The following is a 22,664-nucleotide window of genomic DNA, read 5'->3' on the forward strand; positions in this document are numbered from 1 at the left end:
AAGTGATAAACTTTGGAAGACGGGGTGGTTAAAAACACAATCATGAAAGAAATCCTTACCACCATCAATGGAATTCCTATCTACAGGAATTTCGTAGAAAACCTTCCCTACAGTCCTTATTTAAAAGTATTATTAAAAGAAAAGCGCAAAGCCCGGATTTTGGGTGAAGTGATTTTCTGGAAGAAGGTTCGTGCAAAAACTTTTCATAAGATTGATTTCGACAGACAGAGGATTATTGGAAATTATATTGTTGATTTTTATGTAAAAACTTTAGGGCTTATCATTGAGATTGACGGTTCAAGTTATGATGAGAAAGAAGTATATGATGGGATAAGGGAGAAATATCTTGAGTCTCTTGGACTACTGGTTTTCAGAATTAGTGATTTTGATGTGAGGAATAATCTGAGTGCGGTGATGAAGGAGTTGGAGGATTTTATTATACTACACTATGGAAATACCTCGTCTTCAAAAATTCTTTAAATTTTTGAATCCTCCCCTCCAAAGGAAGTCGTTATCCAGCATAAAAAAACCTCACTGAAATTCAGCAAGGCTAGTATATGAGGTATTCAAAGTTTAAGTTAAAACATCTTCATTTTCTTCTTCGTGATCATCTTCATTATCGCTGAGGCTCCAATAATTGTTTTCCTCATCCTCCGCTCCTATATCTTCCATTTCATCGTCCTCTTCTGCTCCCGGAATGTCCAGCCCTTTATCTATTTTATCATCCTCAGTTTCTTCATTTAAAATAGGGTTTCCATCTCCATCAAGCGGAATATGCTTTTCTCTTTTAAATATATCTTCGTTGGGGTCATAATTCATACTTTCCAACCTTCTGTTCTGTTCATTACTATTATTTTCCGGTGCCATGATGTTTAGGTTTTAATGTTAGGATACTAAGAACAAAAATAATTCCAACTTGTTATAAAGTAGGGGAATATATTTCAGGATTTGCACAATGCGGCATTCTTTGCCCCTTACTAAAGGCTGTAATATTTTCTGCTGCCAGCTTTGCCATTCCATTTCGGGCTTCAATGGTCGCTGAACCGATATGAGGCAGTACGCAAACACTCGAAAGTTCTAAGATAGGATCGTCCTTCATCATAGGTTCAGGATTGGTCACATCAAGGCCTGCGCCCCAAATCTGTTTTTTTACCAGTGCATGATACAGATCCTTCTGATGGTGGAAGCCTCCTCTTGCCGTGTTGATAAAAATAGCATTGGTCTTCATCTGTTCAAATACCTCATGATTAAAAAGCTCTTGATGCTCCGGGGTAAAATTAGCATGAACGCTTAATACATCTGAATTTTTAATCAGTTCTTCAAAAGAGACATAGGTGGCTCCCAATTCTTTTTCCGCTTCACCATTAGGATGACGGTTATGATAGATAATCTTCATATCAAAAGCTTTTTGAGATTTTTCAGCCATTTCAAAACCGATTCTTCCCAATCCGAAAATCCCCAGTGTCTTCCCGTAAAGTTCCTGGCCCAAGGCATGTAAAGGATCGAAAGCGCCCCAGTTCCCTTCTTTTACTTTTTGGAAATTATAGCTGGCTCTTCTTGCTACGGCCTGCATCAACAGAAAAGCGACATCAGAAGTAGCTTTGCTCAAAACATCCGGAGTATTGCCGATCGGAATATTCCTCTGGCTGGCTTCTTTAATATCTACATGATCAAAGCCTACCGAATACAGGGCAATCGCTTTAATGCTGGGGCAGGCTTCAAAAAACCCTTTATTATATTTAAAATCATTTCCTATACTTAAAATAGCATCTGCATTCTGGCAGTACTTCAGCCATTCTTCATGAGAAAGGTTTTCATGTTGAGGAAATATGATTTCCAGTCCTTCTTCTTCCAATATTTTGATCCCGGTTTCAGGAATCCTTTTGTTTATAAAAACTTTCATTGTATCATTATTGGTTTGAATAAAAAAACCTTACTCTGTAAAAAGCAAGGTTATTTAACTTTAATATTAAAAACTATTTCTTTTCATCCGTATGTTTTTTATTGTTCTCCCAGGCTTCGGAAGCCATCTCCTGAATCTCTTCCCAAACTTCTTTTGCAGACTTCTGGGCGTGGCTCATAAACCCTTGTTTGGTCGCTTCCTGGTTCTTTCCTTTCATCTCGTTGATATAATCTTTGACCTGCTGGGAATAGCTTTCTACACTATATCCCGGATTATTATGCAGATTCTTCTGAACATTACTGAAATCATGTGATGACTTGAATCTATTCGTATCCATAATAATTATATTTTAATGATTAGGTTCTAAACGAATCCAATTTTCATTCCGAAACAGGTTAAAAAATTTTAAATTTTGGCTAAAGATTCATAAGATTCTCTATAAAAAAAAACGGACTCAGTCCGTTTATATTGATCAGATTAATTGTATAAAAGCACTGGTGTTTGAGACCTGCGCGTCTACCAATTCCGTTACTATTTACTGATTGGTACTTCCGAGCATCGGAACAAATTTGTACGCTCCAAATTCTTCTTTTTCAAATTCTGTAGGGCCTACTTTTGTAAATCTGTACAATACCTGTTCATCTGTGGGTCCTAATGGGATCACCATTTTTCCACCTACTTTCAGCTGCTTTAATAATTCAGTCGGTAAAGCGGATGCTCCACAGGTTACAATAATTTTGTCAAAAGGGGCAAAAGTCGGAAGTCCTGCAAAGCCATCTCCAAAACTTTGGAATTTGGGGAACAAATGAAGTTCCCTTAATTTGTTTTTTGAGAAATCGAAAAGATCCTTCTGTCTTTCTACTGTATACACCAAAGCTTTCATCGCCAGTAAAACAGCTGTCTGATATCCACATCCTGTTCCGATCTCCAGTACTTTTTCACCTGCCTTTACCTGCAGCAGCTCAGACTGCTCTGCTACCGTTGAAGGATGGGAAATAGTCTGATGCGCCAAAATAGGGAAAGCCCTGTCTTCATAGGCAAAATCTTCAAAGATGCTCTCGATGAAAAGGTGTCTCGGAACTTCACTCATTGCCTGAAGTACGTTTTCATCCGAAATTCCAATCCTCTGTCGGAGATAATCCACTAAAATCTTTCTTTTTCCTTTATGTACAAACGAATCCTGCATTTGACAAAAGTAATAAATTAGAAATTAGATTGCAGCGATTAGAGGAAAGAATTATCCACAAAAAACCAATTTCTGACTTCTACAATCTAACTTCTTTCTTATCTTTACAAAAATTTAATACAGCTATGTTAAAAGCAGGTTTGGTAGGTGCCGGACACTTGGGAAAAATACATTTAAGACTTCTTAATCAATCTGATCGATATGAATTTGTAGGTTTCCATGATAAAGATGTTGAAAACGGGAAAAAATTAGAGGCCGAATTCGGATATAAATATTTTGAAAATTTTGATGAACTTCTTGGCCAGATTGATATGCTGGACATTGTAACGCCAACGGTTTATCATTATGACTATGCTTTAAAAGCGATCGAAAAAGGACTGCATTTTTTCATTGAAAAACCGGTGACCCAAACTCTTGAGCAGGCCCAGGAAATTTTACGGCTATGCCAGGAAAATGGGATCAAGGCGCAGGTAGGGCATGTGGAAAGATATAATCCGGCCTTTATTGCCACCAAGGAATATATCAATAACCCGATGTTCATTGAAATTCACAGGCTGGCGGAGTTCAATCCTCGCGGTACAGATGTTTCCGTGGTATTGGACCTTATGATCCACGATCTGGATATTCTATTGAGTATGGCCAGATCCAAGGTAAAAAATATTCATGCAAGCGGAGTTTGTGTGGTCAGCAAGACACCGGACATTGCCAATGCCAGAATAGAGTTTGAAAACGGATGCGTGGCTAACCTTACCACTTCCAGAATTTCTATGAAGGCGATGAGAAAAAGCAGATTCTTCCAGAAGGACGCTTATATATCTGTTGATTTCCTGGAGAAAAAAGCGGAAGTGATCAGAATGAAAGATGCTCCTGAAAATCCTACCCCATTTGATATGATCATCGAAAATGCTGATGGTGAGAAGAACCAGATCCTTTTTGAATATCCGAACATTGAACCGAACAATGCGATTTTAGATGAATTGAATTCTTTCGCCGATGCGATCACAGATGATAAAAATGTGGAGGTTTCCCTTGAAGATGGCACCGAAGCATTAAAGGTCGCTTTGGAGATCATGAAACTGATCAGTTAAAATGAAAATAAAGTCTGCGCTCTTTTCTTTAGCAGCAATACTTACAGTGCTATCTTGTAATCAGAATAAAAAGGGTTACGAGATAGATTGTAATGTTGAAAAAAAGCAGGCTCAGAATGAATTTAACTATAAAAATTATACCTGGACCATTTTCTCAGGTTTAGGGTATGGCTATCTCGGCGAGGAAGAGTTTAAAAAACTTCTGAAAGCATGATATCAATACCAAAGAAGTGCTTACTTCCTGTCTCCGGCTTCCCAATGATCAGCATGAAAATTGTGGCGACATTGAAATGAACCGGCTTACTAAAAAAAGTTTGGGAAAAATTTCATTGATTCTCTCCGTTACATTGCAAAACAGGATTTTGTAAAGGCTCACCCAGCGAAGTTTTTTCCTTTGAACAATGCGATCAGCTTTCACGGTATCCCAATTCTACCATAGACCATCAGTCTGAGAAAATTGATGCGGACTATTTTGCCAGTGTCCTGCTCCCAAGGAATATAGCAGAAAGAATGAAGAGTATCATTCTTATACTTCCGCCAGCTTTGTTATACTAAAAACGGAGAAATTAAAGATTTATCAATAGAAAGTCAGTTTCAAAACAAAAAAAACAATATATTTGAAAAACAATTCAATAAACAATTGAAAGATTTTGTTTTACATGTTCAATGGATCCCTGGCAAAATAAACGGTGTAAGCGTAGATTCCTATTATGACGTTACGATTCATTATGATGAAACTCCAAAATAATCCCTATTACTAAATAATTACAACAACTATGAAAAGAGCCGTTCTATTATCCGCTTTATTATTGTCTCAATTTGGGACATCACAATTATTAACAACTTCAGGACAAAAGATCATTAATGATAAAGGGGAAAACATCCAGCTGAGAGGCCTTGGTTTAGGCGGATGGATGCTTCAGGAAGGGTATATGCTGAAAACAGCTGATTTTGCAGGCCCTCAGTATAAGATCAAGGAAAAGATTGCTGAACTTATCGGTGAAGACGGAATGAATGAATTCTACAAAGCCTATCTTGCTAACGGAATAACCAAACAGGACATTGATTTTTTAGCAAAAGCAGGATTTAACTCGATCAGGCTTCCCATGCATTACAACCTCTATACGCTTCCTATCGAAAAAGAACCGGTAAAAGGCCAGAATACCTGGCTGGAAGAAGGTTTTAAAATGACGGATGATCTTCTTCAATGGTGTGCCGATAATAAAATATATCTGATATTGGATCTTCATGCAGCTCCGGGCGGTCAGGGAAATGATGTTAACATCTCTGATCATGATAAATCCAAACCGTCATTATGGGAGAACGAAGACAATCAGAAAAAAACGATAGCACTTTGGAAAAAACTGGCCCAAAGGTATAAAGACAGCCCATGGATAGGTGGCTATGATCTAATTAATGAACCTAATATCAATTTTACAGGAAAAAATCCAAACGGAACAGATGAAATGTCAAATGCCCCTCTGTGGAAACTTCAGAAGGATATTACTGCAGCCATCAGGGAGGTAGATCAGAAGCACATCATCTTTATCGAAGGAAACGGCTGGGGTAATAACTATAACGGGCTGATTCCTATCTGGGATCATAATATGGCCTTCAGTTTCCATAAATACTGGAATTATAATGATGACCAAACCATAAAAGCAGCTCTGGATCTGCGAGAAAAACACAATATGCCGATCTGGCTCGGAGAAACAGGAGAAAATTCAAATGTCTGGTTTACAGAGCTGATTCAATTGTTGGATAAACACAATATTGGTTATGCATTCTGGCCCATGAAAAAGATCGATAATATTGCAGGAATTACCAATGTTAAAACCACTCCTGCATACGAAAAGCTATTGGATTACTGGAAAAACGGAGGCGAAAAACCGACCAAAGAATACGCTAAGAAAGCTTTAATGCAGATTGCTGATCATTATAAATTTAGCAGTGTGGAAATTAAAAATGATGTTATTGATGCGATGTTCAGACAGGTAACGGATGCTTCTACAAAACCGTTTAAAAACCATTGGGTTCCAGGAAGAGTATTTGCTACAGAGTATGATCTGGGAAGAATGGGCTCTGCTTACCTGGATAAGGATTTCATCAATCTATGGGTAAGTGATCCGGCTAAAAGATCAGAATGGAATTCCGGCCAGCAGATGAGAAATGACGGCGTAGACCTCTATAAATGTAATGATAAGATCACGAATCAGTATTATGTAGGAAAAACAGAATCCGGAGAATGGCTTCAGTATACCATCTATTCCAAAGGAGATAAAAATTATACCGCTGATATCAGATATGCTGCTGCCAATGATTCTAAAATAAGAATTGAAACAGAATCCGGAAAAGTTTTAGCAGGCGTATCACTACCTTCTACCGGCGGAAATGAAAACTGGAAGACTATTCCGGTAAAAAATATTCCTCTGAAAAAAGGAGAAAACAAAATCAGGATCGTTTTTGAAAATGATGGGGCGAACCTGAATTATTTTGAAGTAAAATAGTAATAATTATCTTAAATTGCAGATCCCTTTTAGTCTTTAAAAGGGATCTTTTTAATTCCGGCATTATGAAAAAAACAGCATTCATTTTTCTTCTCATTTCAGCATTTATATCGGCACAAAAAACAGGATTGAGCCAAAAGATCAGTACAATTACCAAGGGTAAAAATGCTACGGTAGGAGTTTCTGTTTCAGGCTTTGAGAATAAATTCACGTATGATCAGTTCGGGGATCAGAAATTTCCGATGCAGAGTGTTTTTAAGTTTCATATTGCTGCTGCTGTTCTTCATCTTGTAGATCAGGGCACACTTTCATTAGATCAGAAAGTCTTACTGAATCAATCTAATTTATTGAAAAACACCTGGTCACCCCTTCGCGACAAATATCCCGAAGGAAATGTTGAAGTTCCATTAAGTGAGATCATTGAATATACCGTTGCCAAAAGTGATAATAATGGCTGTGATATCCTTCTCAAGCTGTTGGGTGGTACTCAGACCGTTCAAAAATTAATGGATTCAAAAGGCGTAAAAGGCTTTCAGATCAAATATAATGAGGAAGCCATGCATAAAGACTGGAATGTTCAATATGAAAATTACAGCACCCCAAAATCAGCCGTTGATGTCCTGAAAAAGCTGTATGACGGAAAATTGGTCTCAAAGAAATCTACAGATTATCTGATGAAAGTGATGCGGTCTACCTCAACAGGACTAAACAAAATGGTGGAACAACTTCCCAAAAACACTCCTGTGGCAAGAAAAACGGGAGCTTCCGGAAAAAATAAAGAGGGTTTGACAGGGGCCGAAAATGAAATAGGAATCATCACCTTACCGAATGGCAAGCATTACGCATTAGCTGTATTTGTCAGTAATTCAATGGAAACGGATGCGGTAAACTGCAAGGTGATTTCGGATATTTCAAAGGCGGTCTGGGATTATTTTAATAAATAAAATTTTAAGCTTAATTTTAGAGCAGAGAATTCGATTGATTCTCTGAAGTCATCATTATGAAAAAAGTACTATTAGCAGCGGCTTTATTTTGCTTCACTTTCTTCTTTTCGCAGAAGAATCAAAACTATTTACAGATCGGCTATGCAAGCATTTGCTGCGGACCTCCTTCTGAAAAACCAGTCATTACCTATCTGAAAGAGTTTAAGAAAAAAAATCAGATCAGAAACCTCGAAATATTGGTCCAAAGAGGCTTGGGAAGAGAAGGAGAGTTTAATCTGTACGTGGGTACTGACCACCTTACCCAAAACCAGCGAAGCCGGCTTAAACGAGGTATTTCAGCAATTGTTTCCAACCAAAATAATAAGAGGGAGCAAAACAGCAGCGGGCTTGTCAATTTTGATTCGGCCACTGTTGTACACCAACCAGATCTTGACACTAAAAATTTAACTATCTATAAAAAATAAAGGAAAATGATCAAAAACATTGTAGTTATCGGAGCGGGAACCATGGGGAATGGTATTGCACATACTTTCGCTCAAAGCGGTTTTAAAGTGAATCTGGTAGATGTCTCTCAGGAAGCTTTAGACAGAGGATTAAAAACCATTACTACGAACCTTGACAGAATCATTGCGAAGGGAAACCTTACAGAAGAACAAAAGGCTGAAACCTTAGGAAACATTACTACTTTTACGGCACTTAATGATGCTGTAGGAAGTGCTGATCTTATTGTAGAAGCAGCTACTGAGAATCTTGATCTTAAGTTAAAGATTTTCGGCCAGATGGACGAACTGGCTCCTGCAGGCTGTATTTTAGCAACCAATACTTCATCAATTTCCATTACCAAAATTGCTGCAGCAACGAAAAGAGCTGATAAAGTAATCGGAATGCATTTTATGAATCCTGTTCCTATCATGAAGCTGGTAGAAATTATCAAAGGATATTCTACTTCCAAAGAGACCTTTGATGCCATCTACGAAATGAGCAAAACATTAGGTAAAGTTCCTGTAGAAGTAAATGATTATCCTGGTTTTGTGGCGAACAGAATTCTGATGCCGATGATCAACGAATCTATTGAAACCCTTTACAATGGTGTAGCGGGTGTAGAGGAAATTGATACGGTAATGAAATTGGGTATGGCTCATCCGATGGGTCCTCTTCAGCTGGCAGATTTTATCGGTCTTGATGTATGTCTTGCAATCCTGAATGTGATGTATGACGGTTTCAAAAATCCTAAATATGCTCCTAATCCATTATTGGTAAACATGGTGACAGCCGGAAAACTGGGTGTAAAATCAGGGGAAGGCTTCTATGATTATTCTGAAAGCAAAAAAGCTGAAAAAGTTTCAAAAATGTTTTTGAACTCATTTTAAGTCAATAATTTTATTTATCTTTGAGAAAGTTAAAACATTAAAAAAATGAAATTACCAAAGTTTTTATTAGCAGATAATTCGGAATTTCCAGAAGATTTATTCGTAGTTCATACTGAATATCCAAGATTTATCTTAAACGTTGAGGAAGAAGAAGTTGAGTGGTTAGATGATCTTGAAGGAGACGATGAAGAGACGATGGCAGACGAAGCTACGAAAGTGGTAGAAGCAGCATTCAAATGGTGTGACGAAGAGTTGGCTAAGTACGACGAAGAAGAGGAAGATTAATAATAATAACAATCTAAACATAAAAAAGGAACTCAATTTGAGTTCCTTTTGTTTTATTCAGTCTTATTGAATTTCAATAATAAAAGATTGTCTTTATACAATTCCAAGGTATTTCCGGAGATCACATATTTGTTTGCTTTTCCCATCATATCCATAAAGTTTTGCTCAACACCGATGTTGTTGCACATCATTTTTGTTGATCCCATCTGGCCGGCAGAGAACCCTCCGCTAGACGGATCTATTGTAGCTGTTCCAAAATAGTTGTTGCACCCGGCATTTCCGGTGATCTTTTCTCCTTCAATATTCAGTGTTGGAATTTTCCCTTTTACATTGTCAGCTAATGTCCATTTGGTATTGGCAAGAGCCGGCTGAGCTTTTCCTACTTTAGAGGCAGATGGGCTGGTCATGGTTCCACATGATGCCAATACTGCTGCTGTACATATACTTAAAAAAAGATTTTTCATTTTTTTCTTTTTGAATTAATCAAATTTACGGATTTTATATTATTTAAACGGGTTGCAGCGAATTTTATTATTCTTTAACATTAGATGTTTTTGATATTTTTCAGTACTCTTTTAACCGGAAACAACACTAACGGATTCACCAATACGTGCTGTTTTTTGAGGATGAATGCTCGTGAACAAAGCGTTTCATAGACGGTTTTAAGATATTTCTGATCTGTTGGAAATACAAAGACCCAAACCGGTTTGTACGAGACTATTTTAAGGTCCAGAGATGTATCTCCGGTAAAATTATGGGTATTCACCGGCGGAGCCAATAACATTCAGTGCTGTACTGTAATCAGAATCATCTGCAATCTTTGTTATTGACTCTTCGGAATGACATAAGTTTACGAAGTTCTGCTGCTTACTTGGAACAGCGGATAAAAAAAACGGGCTTAAAAAAGCCCGTTTCATATATAATATTTTTTAGAATTAAGATCTCAATTCAGCATTGAATTCTTTCTGGAAAGATTTGATCAATGAATCCATCACTTCCGTAATTTCTTTTTCTTCCAGTGTTTTCTCTTCATTTAAAAGCTCAAAGCTCATGGCATAAGACTTTTTACCCTCCGGAAGATTTTTGCCTTCATACACATCGAACAAGTTGATTCCTTTAATAAATGGAGATTTATTCTTTTTTGCAGTCTGATACAGTTCCTCGTAACCTACATTTTTATCAATCAATAAAGCCAGGTCTCTTCTGATCTTGTTGAACTTAGGAATATCCTTAAACTTCAGTTCATTCTTAGAACGCAGTTCTTGAGCCCATTCCAATTCAATTTCTGCATAGAAGCATTCCTGGTCAATATCAGACTCCTTCAACAATGCAGGCGCTACTTTTCCGATTCTTACCAACGTTTTTCCGTCTGCTTCGTACGCTAACGCATCGGAAAATCTGTCATCAGATAAGGGCACTTCCCTGTAGTCTACCGCAAGCCTTTCCAATAAAACTTTACCATATGCTTTCAGATTGTAGAAACTTACCGATGACTTAGGCTGAAGCCAGTTTTCAGCAACATCTCTTCCTGTCACCAGGATTGCCAATTGCTTTCTTTCTTCATACTTATCTTTTTTGTGATAAATTTTCCCGAATTCAAAAAATTTGATATCCTGATTTTTTCTGTTGATATTGTACACCGCATTTTGAAGAAGCCCTTCCAATAAAGACTTTCTCATGAATGCAAGATCATTGCTTAAAGGATTTAGCAGTTTAACAGCATCCGTTTCATCTTTTACAGAAGTCAGAGAGTTATTCATCACTTCATTGAAGCCTAAGCTTTGTAAGGTTCTTGCCCAGCTGTTTTCCAATTCATCCTGATCGTTCGCACTTAATTTAACCGGGGTAAATGAAATCTTTTGCGGAGCATCAATTTTATTGTACCCGTAAATTCTTAAGATCTCTTCAATAACGTCAATCTCTCTCGTTACATCAGCTCTGTAAGCAGGTACAGAGATTTCAAAACCGTTAGGAATCTCATTGAGCACCTGAATTTCCAGTGCTTTCAAAATTTCTTTTACTTTCTCCCTATGGATTTTTGTTCCTAAAATCTGTTCAATTTTAGAGAATCTAAGGATCACATAGCTGTCCTCGATTTTCTTAGGATATTCTTCCAGCAAATCTCCCGCTAATTTTCCGCCGGCTATTTCCTGAATTAATTTGATAGCATGCGTGATGGCTGTTCTTGTAATATTAGGATCTACTCCTCTTTCAAATCTGAAAGAAGCATCTGTATTCAAACTGTGCAGTTTTGCTCCTTTTCTCACCGCTACCGGGTTGAAATAAGCACTTTCAAGGAAAACAGTCCTGGTTGTCTCAGAAACGCCTGACGTAGCTCCGCCAAAAACTCCGGCAATACACATGGGGGTGTCTTTTCCGTCTTTGATCATGATTTCCGTTCCGTTCAGTGTTCTTTCCACTCCGTCCAATGTGGTGAACTTCGTCCCCGGCTTCACAACTCCTACTTTCACTTTTTTGTCTGCAATTTTATCCGCATCAAAAGCATGAAGCGGCTGTCCGTATCCGTGAAGGATATAGTTGGTAATATCCACAACATTATTGATCGGGCTCAGTCCGATAGCTTTCAATCTGTCTTTCAACCACGCCGGAGACTCCTCTACTTTTACGTCTTCAATCACAGCTCCAATATATCTTGGGCATAATTCTGCATCTTCAATTACCAGGGTAAAATCATGGGAACCTTCATTATTTAAAGCTTCTGAAGCCACTTTATTAAACTGCGACTTCAACTGATTGGTAGAAAGGTAAGCATGAAGATCTCTTGCCACTCCATAGTGTGACATTGCATCCGTTCTGTTTGGGGTTAATCCAATTTCGAAAACCTCATCATTCGTTAATTCAAAATAATCCGCAAAATTCTTTCCTACTTTATATTTTGTTTCATCCAGCACCATGATTCCTCCGTGATCTTCGCTAAGGCCAAGCTCATCTTCAGCACAAATCATCCCCTGAGAAACCTCTCCTCTGATCTTCGCTTCCTTGATTTCAAAAAAGTTTCCGGCCTTGTCGTAGATTTTAGTCCCTACCACAGCTACCGGTACGGTTTGTCCTGCTTCCACATTCGGAGCGCCGCAAACGATGTTCAGTACCTTTCCGTTTCCTACATCTACCGTAGTCTTCTTTAGTTTATCAGCATTCGGATGTTTTTCGCAGGTTAAAACCTTCCCTACCACAATTCCTTTCAGACTGCCCTTTACACTTTCAAATTTATCTATCCCTTCAACTTCAAGACCTATATCTGTAAGAAACTCACCGATTCTTTCAGTTTTCAATTCCGTTTTTACAAAGTCTTTCAGCCAATTGTTTGATATTTTCATCTGATAATTTTATTTTTTCTAAAGCCAGATGCCACCTTGGAGTTTCATCCGATATATTTTCAAAAAATTTATTTGAATTTGTACAATTGTAGTCGTACAGTTTTAAGCGTACAAATGTCGTGTTTTTTTGAGAAATACAGAAATTTAGAACCAACTTTAAGATAATAAATTTTCGTTAATTCCACCAGCCCTGCAAACCGCTCAAGTATCAGGCTTCGTCTTAGTCAGAAGATTGTCAGGATGATAGCCCGACAGCCCCGGTTACTTTCTGATGGATCAGCTGGCAGGCTTAACCGCTTTTTTTAAACTATCGGAGAACAATACCAGCCCTGCTGCGGCCATGATGATATCCTTTAACACCAAACGTCCCGCCCCGGACAAATAAGGAAAGCCATATTGAGGACTAGGATGATCTCCGCCAAGGTTGGGAACATATACTTCAGGAGTGGTGATTAAAAACGAAAGCGTCACCAAAGACATCAGAAAGGTGAGCCCTCCTCCGACAGCCCCTATACCAGGAAACCTAATTCCAAGTACCACTAAAATTCCTATGGTGACAATCACTGTTCCCAAGCCATATGAAAATACATAGGTTCCGTTTTGTGTATGCCAGTCAATGTTCTTATGTACTATTTTTCCTTCCGGATTTTTATACAAAGTGTATTCTGAAACAGGCCTTTGATCTTCACCAACCCTTTTATTTCCTGCATTTTTATAGAAAAAACTCATGAAAGGACTGTTGGCAACAAAAGGAACGATCCCATCCGCTTCATATTGAAATGCTTTAAGCCCGCCAATCCAGGCCATGACGATGAATATTGAAATTCTCAGAAAATGGAGAGCATAAACATCTAATCTTAGTAAATAACTGAATACTCTATTGTGCTGCATATGATTTATTTTCCTGCAAAAGTATCCGGATACAGAAATCCAAAGAATAGATATTTAAGGACATTACATGGACATTTTTGCCACAATAGAAATCCCTACTTTTTCTCTATAGTTCTTTGGGGAGCATCCCACTGATTTTTTAAAATATCTGCTGAAATAAAACTCGTCCGTGAATCCCAGTTCCGAAGCAATTTCCTTAACTGATCTATAGGTCAGATGAAGTAGCTTTTTAGATTCCAGGATTATTCGCTCATTCATCAGCTGGCTTGGCGTCTTGGAAAATTCCTTTTTAACAGCTTTGCTTAAAGTATTGTTTGTAATACTTAACTTATCGCTGTAGAATGAAAGCTCTTTTTCTTCTTTGAAATGAATTTCGAGCAGTTTTTGAAATGCTGCTGCATTTTTATTCGGAAGTTGATCCGCGGAAGCTGATTCGTCACGGATGTTGTTCTTTTGTTTGCTGCCTATAGCAAGAATCAGCTGTATATAGGTTTTAATGATGGATTTGGAAAACTGATGATTTTCAGTATTTTCTTTTTTTATGTGATTAAAAAGTTCCAGAATATATGCGTAATTCTCTTCACTGAGCTCTATACCGGGATTGAGATAAATATTATTAAAAAGAAGTCCATTACACGCTACTTCCTCTTTATGATATTCTATGCAGTAGTAATCACTATGGAAAAGAAGAACAGCAACCTTTTCATTGGATTCAGAAGCCAGTTTCAGCTTTTGATAAGGGGAAAGAAATAGTATATTGCATCCTTTGTAAGAATAATTAATATCATCTACCGAAAAAACACCTGAACCCTTCCATAATACAACACTGTAATTTTCAGTCGTCAATGCTGAGGGAAAACCGAAGGTTTCATATGACTCTATTGTTACTTGCATAATTACCTGATCTTTTGAGGAGTTGAAGAACTGTACAAAAATCGGGAAAAATAAGATCTCAGCACTACTATTTCGCAAATAAAACGGTTGATGCAGTGCAACTCAAAAGTTTTGATTCTCTAAGTGCTTCCTGATGTTTAAACCGTTAAGAATTTTGATAAGAATCACAACATCTTCCCGGGTATTATCAATAAAAAAAGCCGGAAAAATCCAGCTTTTTTATAGTATTTCATTCTTAATCTTACAACCCGATTACCGGCATTGACAGCATTAAGATATTTTCATTTTCTTCAAGACCGTCAATAGGTTCAATGATCCCCGGTCTGTTGGGCTGAGACATTTTCATAGTTACATCATCAGAACCTAAGATCGTCAGCATTTCTGTTAAGAATTTAGAGCTGAATCCAATGTTGATATCTTCTCCGTTGTAGTCACAAGGGATCTGCATATCCGCTTTGTTTGCATATTCTGTGTCTTCTGCATGAAGGTGAAGAATATTTCCGGAAAGTTTAAATCTCACCTGGTTGGTGGATTTATTAGACATGATCGATGCTCTTTTGATCGCTCCTAATAAAAGGTTTCTGTTGATCGTGAGAACATTTGGATTTTCTTTTGGAATTACCGCGGTATAGTTCGGATATTTCCCATCGATCAGTCTACAGATCCAGATATGTTTATCAAAGGTAAACTTGGCCATATTCTCATTAAAGTCGATTTTAACGTCTTCATTGGAACTTGCCAGGATATTTTTGAAAATATTCAAAGGTTTTTTAGGCATGATGAACTCCATAGGTTCAGCGTTCATCAGGTCTGTTCTTTTATAGACCACCAATCTGTGAGAATCTGTGGAAACGAAATTCGTTTCATTTTCTCCAAACTGGAACAGCACTCCCGTCATTACCGGACGAAGAGAATCATTACTGGTTGCAAAAAGTGTATTGGTAAGCGCTTCAGATAATACTCCTGCCGGCATTGTTACACTTTGGGAAGCATCAAATTCAGGCAATTCAGGATAGTCATCCGCATTGTCCAATGCTACGGCAAAGTTGTCTTTTTCATCTAAAATCTCAAGCTGGCTTCCGGTTCCTTCAGCATTGTCCTTTACGACAAATGTCAAAGGCTGTTCGCCATAGGTCTTGATAAAATCCTGAAAAATTTTAGCAGGAACAGCAAATTTACCTGTGTCATCAGACTTCACGTCCAAAGAAGTAACAAGAGTTGTCTCGCCATCAGATGCTGTAATGGTAACATTATTTCCGTCTAGTTCAAAAAGATAGTTTTCTAAAATAGGTCTCGATTGAGAGCTTGATATTACGCCACTTACAGTTTGCAAAGCCTTCTGCAGTTCACCACTTGAAATAATAAATTTCATAGATTTAAAAATAAGTTTCTACAAATATAATAAATACATATAACAAAGAAAAAAATAATCTCCAGTAGTTTTTAACAAACATCATGAATCTGTTTTCAATCCTGACCTTGTGGCGGTTTTCTTCAGTTATTCATTTCTCCGCTAAAAAACCTTTCCTGCACTATGCTTATACTGCTGGAAAATACCGATACCGGGATTTAGAACCCGGAATTACAGATCATCTTTTTTTCATCATTATTGCTTCTCAAATATAGCGGATAACAGCCAACAATCAAAATACAAAAGCTATCTTTGTCAAAAAAAATTAGAACTCATGAAAAAACCGCCTATTCATAAAAGTTTTCTGAATGCTTTTCGCGGGGTATTTTTCATGGTAAAGACAGAAAGAAATTTTCAGATCGAACTGCTGGCTTTCTTTGTTAATTTATTTTTAATTTTTTATCTCAGGCTTTCCGGGACTGATGCAGCCCTTATCCTTATCGTTTCTTTTGCTGTTTTAAGTGCTGAAATTTTCAATACTGCCATTGAAAGGATCTGCGATATCATCCAGCCTGATTTCGACAAAAGAATTGGCTTTATTAAAGATATTGCTGCCGGAGCTGTCGCGTTAATGGCTGCTGCTTCAGTAGGGGTTGGAATTCTTGTTTACTGGAAATATATTTTTAATTAGACGGAAGCTGGAAGTAATCCTATCTTGTGACTTTGATACTTTCCCAGACCTCAGACTTCCCTATCCCAGCTTCCTTACCCATTTTATTTCACAGCAATAAAAATATCCACTTCAGCATCTGAAGGATTCTGTGCCTTTTCTCCGTATATTTCAAAATCTGCAGTGAATGCTCTGTCTATCTCCATATTCCAGATTTTTACCCATTCATTAATGACCGATCCTTTTGTCAGGTCTCCTTTAGCTGTAAATTTCACATAATTCCCACCGTCAAAAGACTGCCCGGTCATTCCTTCCGGAATGCTGTCAAGATTTTCCACTTTGCATCCCAACAGGGTTGTATAAGGCTTTGTATGGTCTTTTTCGTAGTCTGTGTATATTGAATATAGGGTATTATCGACTTTATTGGGAATGGCGTTTAAAATACCTTCTTTCATAAATTTTTCCCATAACGCTCCGATATCTTCTGCCGCCTGGTTATTTTCATTGGTGGTTCTTACTGCAATACCGATTACCTTACAGGCTTCTGTTCTGACGTTGTTCATTATTTCAATATTTTATTCTTCTTCAAAGATAGACTCAGGCTGTGACAACTGTATGTCAACAGGCTTTCTAAAGTATTTTGAGTCTTTTTCATCTGCATACATATCTCTCACAGACCGGAAAGACTGCCGCGATGTATGACCCTATTTCAGATTTTGGATAAAGCCAGTAAATGGACATTCCAAACAAAAAAACGGACTTAAGCCCGTTTAAATATACCTTTATATCTGTGATTCTGCCCGTTCTGTTTCGTTATCTTCCCACATCAATAAACCCTTTCTTTCCGGATTTAAAGGTGGTTTCAATTCTTTTATAATCTTCCAGTTCATATGCATCAGCCTGAAGGATTTCCTCTTCCGTAACTTCAAAAAGCATTCCTTCCACCTCGTCCCCGGTGTCTCCTGAGAATGCCAAAACCGGATGGTATTGCTGACCGCTTTTTCTCAGGACTTCAGGATCTGTAATTTCAATCATCCTGAGCTGATATCCGGACAGCATATCTTTCTGACCCTGTAAAACCCGTCCGAAAGTTTCGAGCTGTACCTGCTCTTTCTACAGGGTTCCATAAGAAAATAAATGCGGCATTATATGTATTTTTCAATGATGGGTATTGCTATTTCGGCCATCATTCCATAGCCTTTTTCATTAGGATGAACCCCGTCAGCAGACAGCAAAATCTCTTTATCCTCGAAAAATGCAGCATAAAAATCAATATATCCTAAAGAATGCTCTGAGGCTATATCTTTAAGAATCTGATTGTAAGCTTCTACTTCTGCATTAGTTCTTACTTTTCCTGAGGCTACGACTACTCCATCTATTTTTTGAGAAACAGGGAGAATACTTACGAGGTAAATCTCATTGGAAAATGGTCCTGCCAGCTCAACAGCAGCCTCGATATTGTTTTTAAACACTTCAGGTCCTACGATGTATTCTCCATCTTTTATGGCAAGGTCATTGGCTCCGTATCCCAGGAAAACAAGATTTCCGTCAGCCGAATTTCTGGCATTCAGTTCATATGGCAATCTCTTCAGTAATCCTTCGGTGGTTTCTCCGCCAATTCCCAGATTGAACAGGATCAGCTCATCCCCATTCCCTTCATGAAACTTTTGAAGGGCGTATCTTTTCAGGATATCTACCCAGCCTCCAAATACTCCGTCATATTCTCCGTACGTAATACTGTCTCCAAAGAACAGCCCATAAGTTATTTTCTTCATTTTAATTCTTGTTGTCGCCCATTTTGTTTCAGTGAAATTATTAAGATTACACTATATAAAAAAGTTCTGCCCCGATAAAATATACTTTTTTAGAGGTAAAGACTTTTTTAATACCAGGTTTATCATTCGTGCCGGAACTTCCGGAATCAGCAAGCTCATCTGATGAAGCGGATCTTATAATCTGTTAAAATCTATTACTCATTTAATTCATTAATCCATATTCAATTCTATATGGGCATGCGATTGTATAATTTCGACCAGGATGTCAAACAATGTCTGCCCTTTTCCGTCTAACAATTCATCCAGTTTCTGCTGAATCAGTTCTACATTGAAAGGCTTTCCCTGCCTGATTTTATTTTCGTAAAACTCCTGAGTTGCTTTCAGCCCGAGATCTTCCTTTGATTTTTCTGATTCTTTCCATAGGATTTCAATCTTTTCTCCGTTTTCAAACAGTCCGAAACCTCCGTAAAGAATATCATCAAATCCATCCAGGGTTCCTACTTTCCAATCCGTATCACGCATTAAAACATTGGAGATCTCTTCATAGAATCCTCCTAAAGACGAAAAATGACCGCCATTGATGACGATCATTTTTCTTTTATTGTTATTTGAAGTATTCAACACCGTTTTTGAAGATATTGTGATAATTCGCGGTAGGTATGTTTTTCATGAGACCGTCGGCAAAACGTTCAGGATGCCCCATTCTTCCGTAGATCTTTCCACATGGGCTCGTGATCCCTTCAATTCCGAATAATGAATTATTAGGGTTGAACGGCATCCCGTGAGCGATATTTCCATCAAAGTCTATGTATTGAGTAGCAATTTGTCCGTTCTCATACAACTTCTTGATTTCTTCTTCTGAAGCCATGAAACGTCCTTCTCCGTGGGAAATCGGAATCGTGAAGGTCTGGCCTTTCATTCCTTTCAGCCATGGGCTTTCATCATTCACGACTTTCACCGTTACCATTTGGGAAATATGCCTTCTGATCGCATTGTGAGCCAATGTCGGAGAATTTTCATCCAGATCTTTGATTCTTCCGTAAGGCAACAGCCCTGATTTAACCAAAGCCTGGAAACCGTTACAGATCCCGATGACCATCCCGTCTCTGTCTAATAACTCATGAACTGCATTTTTCATCTTTTCATTTTTCAACACGTTAACAATGAATTTTGCAGAACCATCCGGTTCGTCCCCTGCAGAGAAGCCTCCTGAAAATGCTAAAATCTGAGAGGTTTTGATTTCTTCTACCCAGGCATCAATGCTTTCATCCAGCAGCTGGTGGTTGATATTGATCAAAGGTAAGCTGCTTACTACGGCACCTTCTTTTTGGAATGCATTCAGCGTATCATACTCACAGTTGGTTCCCGGGAATACCGGAGCAAAAACTTTAGGCTGTGCAATTCCGTGTTTCTTAATGATAATATTTCTTGGGTTGATGGAGTTTGATTGTTCATCAATTTCAACCGTGATCTTTTCTTTTTCTACAGTTGGGAAAAGGTTTTCAAATGTATTGGTGTATGCCGATTCAAGATTCGTGATTCGGGTTTCAAGAGCGTTGATTTTTAAAACACCTGAATCTTTCACCTCTCCTATCAGCTGAAGGACTGCTGAGCTTAATTCTTCTTTAGATTCAATGATTAAGCTACCGATGTTTTTAGCCAGTAAAGTATTTTCATCCGCAGTGATTTCAGCACCCAATCTGTTTCCGAAGCTCATTTTTGCCAATGCTACAGCAACACCTCCTTCCTTAACAGTTTTCACAGAAACGATTTTCCCTGCTTTGATATTTTCGAAAATCAATTCAAAAACGTCTTTTAAAGCGTTATAGTCCGGAAGTCCGCTTTCCTGCGGAATATGATTGAAGAAGTAGATTTTGTTTCCTGCGTTTTTAAATTCGGGAGAGATGATATTTTGTTTTTCTCCGTTGGCACAGGCAAAAGAAATCAATGTTGGAGGCACATTCAGATCCTGATATGTTCCACTCATGGAATCTTTACCACCAATGGCAGCAAGCCCAAGATTGATCTGAGCATCATAAGCTCCCAACAAAGAAGCTAAAGGTTTACCCCATTTTTCAGGAGCTTGTCCTAATTTTTCAAAATATTCCTGGAAGCTTAACCGGATGTTTTTGTAATCACCTCCCATTGCAACAATCTTCGCTACACTTTCTACTACAGCATAGGAAGCTCCCAATAATGAGTTTTGTTTTGAAATTTCCGCATCAAATCCCCAGCTTGCCAAAGAAACGGTTTTAATATCTTTGGCGCCTAAGATGGGTAATGTCTGAACACTTCCTTCCATCAGCGTCTGCTGATATTTTCCTCCTAAAGGCATTGCTACGGTAGTTCCTCCTACTGAAGAATCAAACATTTCCAGCAATCCCTTCTGAGAGGCTACATTTTTATCTTTTAAAATATTCAGGAAGTTTTCTTCCGTGAAAGCTTTGGTTTCTTCTTTTACTTCTTCCAGGTGGTCGATTTTTACTCCCTGAGATTTTGAGCACCCGTTGGTATCCAGGAATTCTCTTGAAAGATCAACGATTTTATTTCCTTTCCAGAACATCTGCATTCTTCCTGAATCCGTCACTTTTGCCACTTCTACGGCAACAATGTTTTCAGCTTCACAGAATTTGATGAACTGTTCTTTATCTTTTGGATCTACCACAACGGCCATCCTTTCCTGAGACTCAGAAATGGCAAGCTCTGTTCCGTTTAATCCTTCATATTTTAATGGTAACACATCAAGGTTTACTTCAAGAGAGTCCGCAATTTCACCAATCGCTACAGAAACACCTCCGGCTCCGAAGTCATTTGATTTTTTGATCAGCTTCGTTACGGCTGAACTTCTGAACAGCCTCTGAATTTTACGTTCTTCTACGGCATTTCCTTTCTGAACTTCCGAGCTCATTGTATGAATAGAAGTTTCATCCTGTTCTTTTGAACTTCCACTGGCACCTCCAACGCCGTCACGGCCTGTAGCACCTCCTAAAATAATGATGGAATCTCCTTTTGCCGGCTTTTCACGTCTTACCCAATCCACAGGAACGGCTCCGGTAACGAAACCGACCTCCATTCTTTTTGCTTTGTAGCCTTCGTCATAGATCTCAGAAACCATAGTCGTTGCCAAACCAATTTGGTTGCCATAAGATGAATATCCGTTGGCAGCCTGTTTGGTAATGGTTTTCTGAGGAAGTTTTCCTGGTAAGGTTTTATCTACCGATTCCAAAACATCGGCAGCCCCTGTCAATCTCATCGCCTGGAATACGAAAGATCTTCCGGATAACGGATCTCTGATTGCGCCTCCCAGACATGTTGAAGCTCCACCAAAAGGCTCAATTTCTGTTGGGTGGTTGTGGGTTTCATTTTTGAATAATAAATACCAGGGTTCTTTTTTACCATCATATTCTGCTTCAATCCGGATCGTACATGCATTGATCTCATCAGAAATCACAAGGTTCTCCAGATTGCCTGTCTTATGGAAATATTTACCGCATACCGTTGCCAGATCCATTAAAGAGATCGGCTTCAGCTCACGGCCTAAGAATTTTCTTTTTTCAATATAGTCATTGAAAATGGTTTCCAACGTATGTTTGAACGGGCCTTCAAACCGGATGTCTGACAATTCTGTTTCAAAGGTAGTGTGACGGCAGTGGTCGCTCCAATACGTGTCTAACACTTTCAATTCGGTTTCCGTAGGGTTTCTCTGTTCTGTTTTAAAATATTCCTGAATGAATTTTAAATCATCCAATCCTAATGCAAACCCATGGTTGTTATAAAAACTCTCCAGCTCAGCATCGTTGAAATTGATGAAGTTTTCGTGGATAATAACCTTTGATGGTATTTCATCGGCAGGAATATCTAAGATAGACAGATCCTTCTCCTGAGATTCTACTTTGTTGATCAAAAGATCTTTGATTTTAACCAGGTCCGCGTCAGAAACTCCTTCAAACTCGATCAATTTACCACTTCTTACTTTTGATTTTTCATTTTCTGTTAATAGAGCGATACATTGCTGTGCAGAGTCTGCTCTCTGATCATACTGGCCCGGCAAAAACTCCATTGCGAAATGAACTGCCTTTGCAGGGTTTTCTGCGTGCAAAATATCAGTAACAGGGTCTACAAAAGTATTGTTCACTACTTTTTCAAATTCTCCTTCATTCAAACCGAAAATATCATACACATTGTAGACTTTTACGCTTTGAACTCCCGGAACAACCGCTTTTACTTCATCAAAAATTTTTGGACTTTCAACATCGAAAATACCTCTCTTTTCTACGAAAATTCTTTTGTTATTAGACATTAGATGTCAGATTTTTAATATTAGATTTATTTTTATTTTTCAAATTTATTCCTTGCTATCTCCATTGAACGGTGCCGTTTTTCAAGTAAACCCTTTTCTGAAGGGAGTATAAGCAATATTCTACAACTTTTATATGATCCTCTTCAGATTCATCAGTCCGAT

Annotated in this window: 23 protein-coding genes and 1 pseudogene; 9 read left to right on the plus strand and 15 right to left on the minus strand. The window is 38.2% G+C overall.

The genetic code is table 11. The features are described 5' to 3' along the window. The first annotated feature begins 42 nt into the window (after positions 1-42). Positions 43-480, plus strand: a complete 438-nt coding sequence (locus MUW56_RS01880) for an endonuclease domain-containing protein (protein WP_292011591.1) — start codon at positions 43-45, stop codon at positions 478-480. A gap of 93 nt (positions 481-573) precedes the next feature. Here MUW56_RS01880 and MUW56_RS01885 read toward each other — a convergent pair whose 3' ends face one another. The 4 genes from MUW56_RS01885 to MUW56_RS01900 all read right to left on the minus strand — a co-directional run bounded on the left by MUW56_RS01885 (position 574) and on the right by MUW56_RS01900 (position 3,089). Continuing rightward, positions 574-867: a hypothetical protein gene (locus tag MUW56_RS01885; protein WP_292011592.1), complete on the minus strand. Its 294-nt coding sequence runs from the start codon at positions 865-867 to the stop codon at positions 574-576. Positions 868-919: 52 nt separating this feature from the next. After that, on the minus strand, positions 920-1,903 hold the full coding sequence (locus MUW56_RS01890; RefSeq protein WP_292011593.1) for a D-glycerate dehydrogenase: 984 nt from the start codon (positions 1,901-1,903) through the stop codon (positions 920-922). Between the two features lie 73 nt (positions 1,904-1,976). Continuing rightward, positions 1,977-2,240, minus strand: coding sequence for a prevent-host-death protein (locus tag MUW56_RS01895; protein WP_292011594.1), 264 nt, complete (start codon positions 2,238-2,240; stop codon positions 1,977-1,979). A 198-nt stretch (positions 2,241-2,438) separates the two neighbouring features. Next, a complete protein-coding gene (locus tag MUW56_RS01900) occupies positions 2,439-3,089 on the minus strand; it encodes a protein-L-isoaspartate(D-aspartate) O-methyltransferase (protein WP_292011595.1) in 651 nt (216 codons plus the stop codon). A gap of 125 nt (positions 3,090-3,214) precedes the next feature. Here MUW56_RS01900 and MUW56_RS01905 point away from each other — a divergent pair, with 125 nt between their 5' ends. From MUW56_RS01905 to MUW56_RS01935, 7 genes are all read left to right on the plus strand, one after another. Further along, positions 3,215-4,177: a Gfo/Idh/MocA family oxidoreductase gene (locus MUW56_RS01905; RefSeq protein ID WP_292011596.1), complete on the plus strand. Its 963-nt coding sequence runs from the start codon at positions 3,215-3,217 to the stop codon at positions 4,175-4,177. A 1-nt stretch (position 4,178) separates the two neighbouring features. Further along, on the plus strand, positions 4,179-4,391 hold the full coding sequence (locus MUW56_RS01910; protein WP_292011597.1) for a hypothetical protein: 213 nt from the start codon (positions 4,179-4,181) through the stop codon (positions 4,389-4,391). A 562-nt stretch (positions 4,392-4,953) separates the two neighbouring features. Next, positions 4,954-6,684 (plus strand): cellulase family glycosylhydrolase, encoded by a 1,731-nt coding sequence (locus MUW56_RS01915; protein WP_292011598.1) that lies wholly within the window; start codon positions 4,954-4,956, stop codon positions 6,682-6,684. A gap of 65 nt (positions 6,685-6,749) precedes the next feature. Further along, entirely contained in the window at positions 6,750-7,628 is an 879-nt protein-coding gene (gene bla-A, locus MUW56_RS01920) for a CGA/CIA family class A beta-lactamase (protein WP_292011599.1), read from the plus strand. Between the two features lie 56 nt (positions 7,629-7,684). Further along, positions 7,685-8,092, plus strand: a complete 408-nt coding sequence (locus MUW56_RS01925; RefSeq protein WP_292011600.1) for a hypothetical protein — start codon at positions 7,685-7,687, stop codon at positions 8,090-8,092. A gap of 9 nt (positions 8,093-8,101) precedes the next feature. Continuing rightward, a complete protein-coding gene (locus MUW56_RS01930; protein WP_292015361.1) occupies positions 8,102-8,998 on the plus strand; it encodes a 3-hydroxybutyryl-CoA dehydrogenase in 897 nt (298 codons plus the stop codon). Positions 8,999-9,043: 45 nt separating this feature from the next. Further along, positions 9,044-9,283 carry a hypothetical protein gene (locus MUW56_RS01935; RefSeq protein ID WP_002977986.1) on the plus strand — a complete coding sequence of 80 codons (240 nt, stop codon included), beginning with the start codon at positions 9,044-9,046 and terminating at the stop codon, positions 9,281-9,283. A 53-nt stretch (positions 9,284-9,336) separates the two neighbouring features. On the opposite strand, the gene MUW56_RS01940 is transcribed toward MUW56_RS01935, so the two are convergent. The 6 genes from MUW56_RS01940 to dnaN all read right to left on the minus strand — a co-directional run bounded on the left by MUW56_RS01940 (position 9,337) and on the right by dnaN (position 15,778). Beyond that, complete coding sequence (locus tag MUW56_RS01940; protein WP_292011601.1) at positions 9,337-9,747, minus strand: META domain-containing protein; 411 nt, start codon at positions 9,745-9,747, stop codon at positions 9,337-9,339. An 80-nt stretch (positions 9,748-9,827) separates the two neighbouring features. After that, a complete protein-coding gene (locus MUW56_RS01945; RefSeq protein ID WP_292011602.1) occupies positions 9,828-10,067 on the minus strand; it encodes a hypothetical protein in 240 nt (79 codons plus the stop codon). A gap of 151 nt (positions 10,068-10,218) precedes the next feature. Next, a complete protein-coding gene (gene pheT / locus MUW56_RS01950) occupies positions 10,219-12,621 on the minus strand; it encodes a phenylalanine--tRNA ligase subunit beta (protein ID WP_292011603.1) in 2,403 nt (800 codons plus the stop codon). A gap of 276 nt (positions 12,622-12,897) precedes the next feature. Continuing rightward, positions 12,898-13,512, minus strand: coding sequence for a DUF417 family protein (locus tag MUW56_RS01955; RefSeq protein WP_292011604.1), 615 nt, complete (start codon positions 13,510-13,512; stop codon positions 12,898-12,900). A gap of 63 nt (positions 13,513-13,575) precedes the next feature. Then, positions 13,576-14,406 (minus strand): helix-turn-helix domain-containing protein, encoded by an 831-nt coding sequence (locus MUW56_RS01960; protein ID WP_292011605.1) that lies wholly within the window; start codon positions 14,404-14,406, stop codon positions 13,576-13,578. Positions 14,407-14,647: 241 nt separating this feature from the next. Next, complete coding sequence (gene dnaN, locus MUW56_RS01965; RefSeq protein ID WP_292011606.1) at positions 14,648-15,778, minus strand: DNA polymerase III subunit beta; 1,131 nt, start codon at positions 15,776-15,778, stop codon at positions 14,648-14,650. Between the two features lie 313 nt (positions 15,779-16,091). Here dnaN and MUW56_RS01970 point away from each other — a divergent pair, with 313 nt between their 5' ends. Beyond that, entirely contained in the window at positions 16,092-16,448 is a 357-nt protein-coding gene (locus MUW56_RS01970; protein ID WP_292011607.1) for a diacylglycerol kinase, read from the plus strand. Positions 16,449-16,531: 83 nt separating this feature from the next. On the opposite strand, the gene MUW56_RS01975 is transcribed toward MUW56_RS01970, so the two are convergent. From MUW56_RS01975 to MUW56_RS01995, 5 genes and pseudogenes are all read right to left on the minus strand, one after another. Further along, a complete protein-coding gene (locus MUW56_RS01975) occupies positions 16,532-16,990 on the minus strand; it encodes a GyrI-like domain-containing protein (protein WP_292011608.1) in 459 nt (152 codons plus the stop codon). A gap of 250 nt (positions 16,991-17,240) precedes the next feature. After that, positions 17,241-17,492, minus strand: a pseudogene (locus MUW56_RS01980) (gamma-glutamylcyclotransferase family protein); the annotation flags it as partial. 80 nt (positions 17,493-17,572) lie between these two features. Continuing rightward, complete coding sequence (locus MUW56_RS01985; protein ID WP_292011609.1) at positions 17,573-18,202, minus strand: GDSL-type esterase/lipase family protein; 630 nt, start codon at positions 18,200-18,202, stop codon at positions 17,573-17,575. A 210-nt stretch (positions 18,203-18,412) separates the two neighbouring features. Beyond that, on the minus strand, positions 18,413-18,826 hold the full coding sequence (locus tag MUW56_RS01990) for a ribonuclease inhibitor (RefSeq protein WP_292011610.1): 414 nt from the start codon (positions 18,824-18,826) through the stop codon (positions 18,413-18,415). Continuing rightward, on the minus strand, positions 18,807-22,502 hold the full coding sequence (locus MUW56_RS01995; RefSeq protein ID WP_292011611.1) for a phosphoribosylformylglycinamidine synthase: 3,696 nt from the start codon (positions 22,500-22,502) through the stop codon (positions 18,807-18,809). Before MUW56_RS01995 ends, MUW56_RS01990 begins: the two co-directional genes overlap by 20 nt. Positions 22,503-22,664: the final 162 nt, after the last annotated feature.

The sequence above is a fragment of the Chryseobacterium sp. genome, from assembly GCF_022869225.1.
Taxonomy (GTDB): domain Bacteria; phylum Bacteroidota; class Bacteroidia; order Flavobacteriales; family Weeksellaceae; genus Chryseobacterium.

Excerpts from the sequence above, each read along its gene's own strand:
- MUW56_RS01885 (WP_292011592.1), bottom strand. The coding sequence starts at position 867 with ATGGCACCGGAAAATAATAGTAATGAACAGAACAGAAGGTTGGAAAGT.
- dnaN (WP_292011606.1), bottom strand. The coding sequence starts at position 15,778 with ATGAAATTTATTATTTCAAGTGGTGAACTGCAGAAGGCTTTGCAAACT.
- MUW56_RS01935 (WP_002977986.1), top strand. The coding sequence starts at position 9,044 with ATGAAATTACCAAAGTTTTTATTAGCAGATAATTCGGAATTTCCAGAA.
- pheT (WP_292011603.1), bottom strand. The coding sequence starts at position 12,621 with ATGAAAATATCAAACAATTGGCTGAAAGACTTTGTAAAAACGGAATTG.
- MUW56_RS01905 (WP_292011596.1), top strand. The coding sequence starts at position 3,215 with ATGTTAAAAGCAGGTTTGGTAGGTGCCGGACACTTGGGAAAAATACAT.
- MUW56_RS01895 (WP_292011594.1), bottom strand. The coding sequence starts at position 2,240 with ATGGATACGAATAGATTCAAGTCATCACATGATTTCAGTAATGTTCAG.
- MUW56_RS01945 (WP_292011602.1), bottom strand. The coding sequence starts at position 10,067 with ATGTTATTGGCTCCGCCGGTGAATACCCATAATTTTACCGGAGATACA.
- MUW56_RS01890 (WP_292011593.1), bottom strand. The coding sequence starts at position 1,903 with ATGAAAGTTTTTATAAACAAAAGGATTCCTGAAACCGGGATCAAAATA.
- MUW56_RS01915 (WP_292011598.1), top strand. The coding sequence starts at position 4,954 with ATGAAAAGAGCCGTTCTATTATCCGCTTTATTATTGTCTCAATTTGGG.
- MUW56_RS01970 (WP_292011607.1), top strand. The coding sequence starts at position 16,092 with ATGAAAAAACCGCCTATTCATAAAAGTTTTCTGAATGCTTTTCGCGGG.
- MUW56_RS01995 (WP_292011611.1), bottom strand. The coding sequence starts at position 22,502 with ATGTCTAATAACAAAAGAATTTTCGTAGAAAAGAGAGGTATTTTCGAT.
- MUW56_RS01960 (WP_292011605.1), bottom strand. The coding sequence starts at position 14,406 with ATGCAAGTAACAATAGAGTCATATGAAACCTTCGGTTTTCCCTCAGCA.
- MUW56_RS01910 (WP_292011597.1), top strand. The coding sequence starts at position 4,179 with ATGAAAATAAAGTCTGCGCTCTTTTCTTTAGCAGCAATACTTACAGTG.
- MUW56_RS01925 (WP_292011600.1), top strand. The coding sequence starts at position 7,685 with ATGAAAAAAGTACTATTAGCAGCGGCTTTATTTTGCTTCACTTTCTTC.
- MUW56_RS01955 (WP_292011604.1), bottom strand. The coding sequence starts at position 13,512 with ATGCAGCACAATAGAGTATTCAGTTATTTACTAAGATTAGATGTTTAT.
- bla-A (WP_292011599.1), top strand. The coding sequence starts at position 6,750 with ATGAAAAAAACAGCATTCATTTTTCTTCTCATTTCAGCATTTATATCG.
- MUW56_RS01900 (WP_292011595.1), bottom strand. The coding sequence starts at position 3,089 with ATGCAGGATTCGTTTGTACATAAAGGAAAAAGAAAGATTTTAGTGGAT.
- MUW56_RS01985 (WP_292011609.1), bottom strand. The coding sequence starts at position 18,202 with ATGAAGAAAATAACTTATGGGCTGTTCTTTGGAGACAGTATTACGTAC.
- MUW56_RS01975 (WP_292011608.1), bottom strand. The coding sequence starts at position 16,990 with ATGAACAACGTCAGAACAGAAGCCTGTAAGGTAATCGGTATTGCAGTA.
- MUW56_RS01940 (WP_292011601.1), bottom strand. The coding sequence starts at position 9,747 with ATGAAAAATCTTTTTTTAAGTATATGTACAGCAGCAGTATTGGCATCA.
- MUW56_RS01880 (WP_292011591.1), top strand. The coding sequence starts at position 43 with ATGAAAGAAATCCTTACCACCATCAATGGAATTCCTATCTACAGGAAT.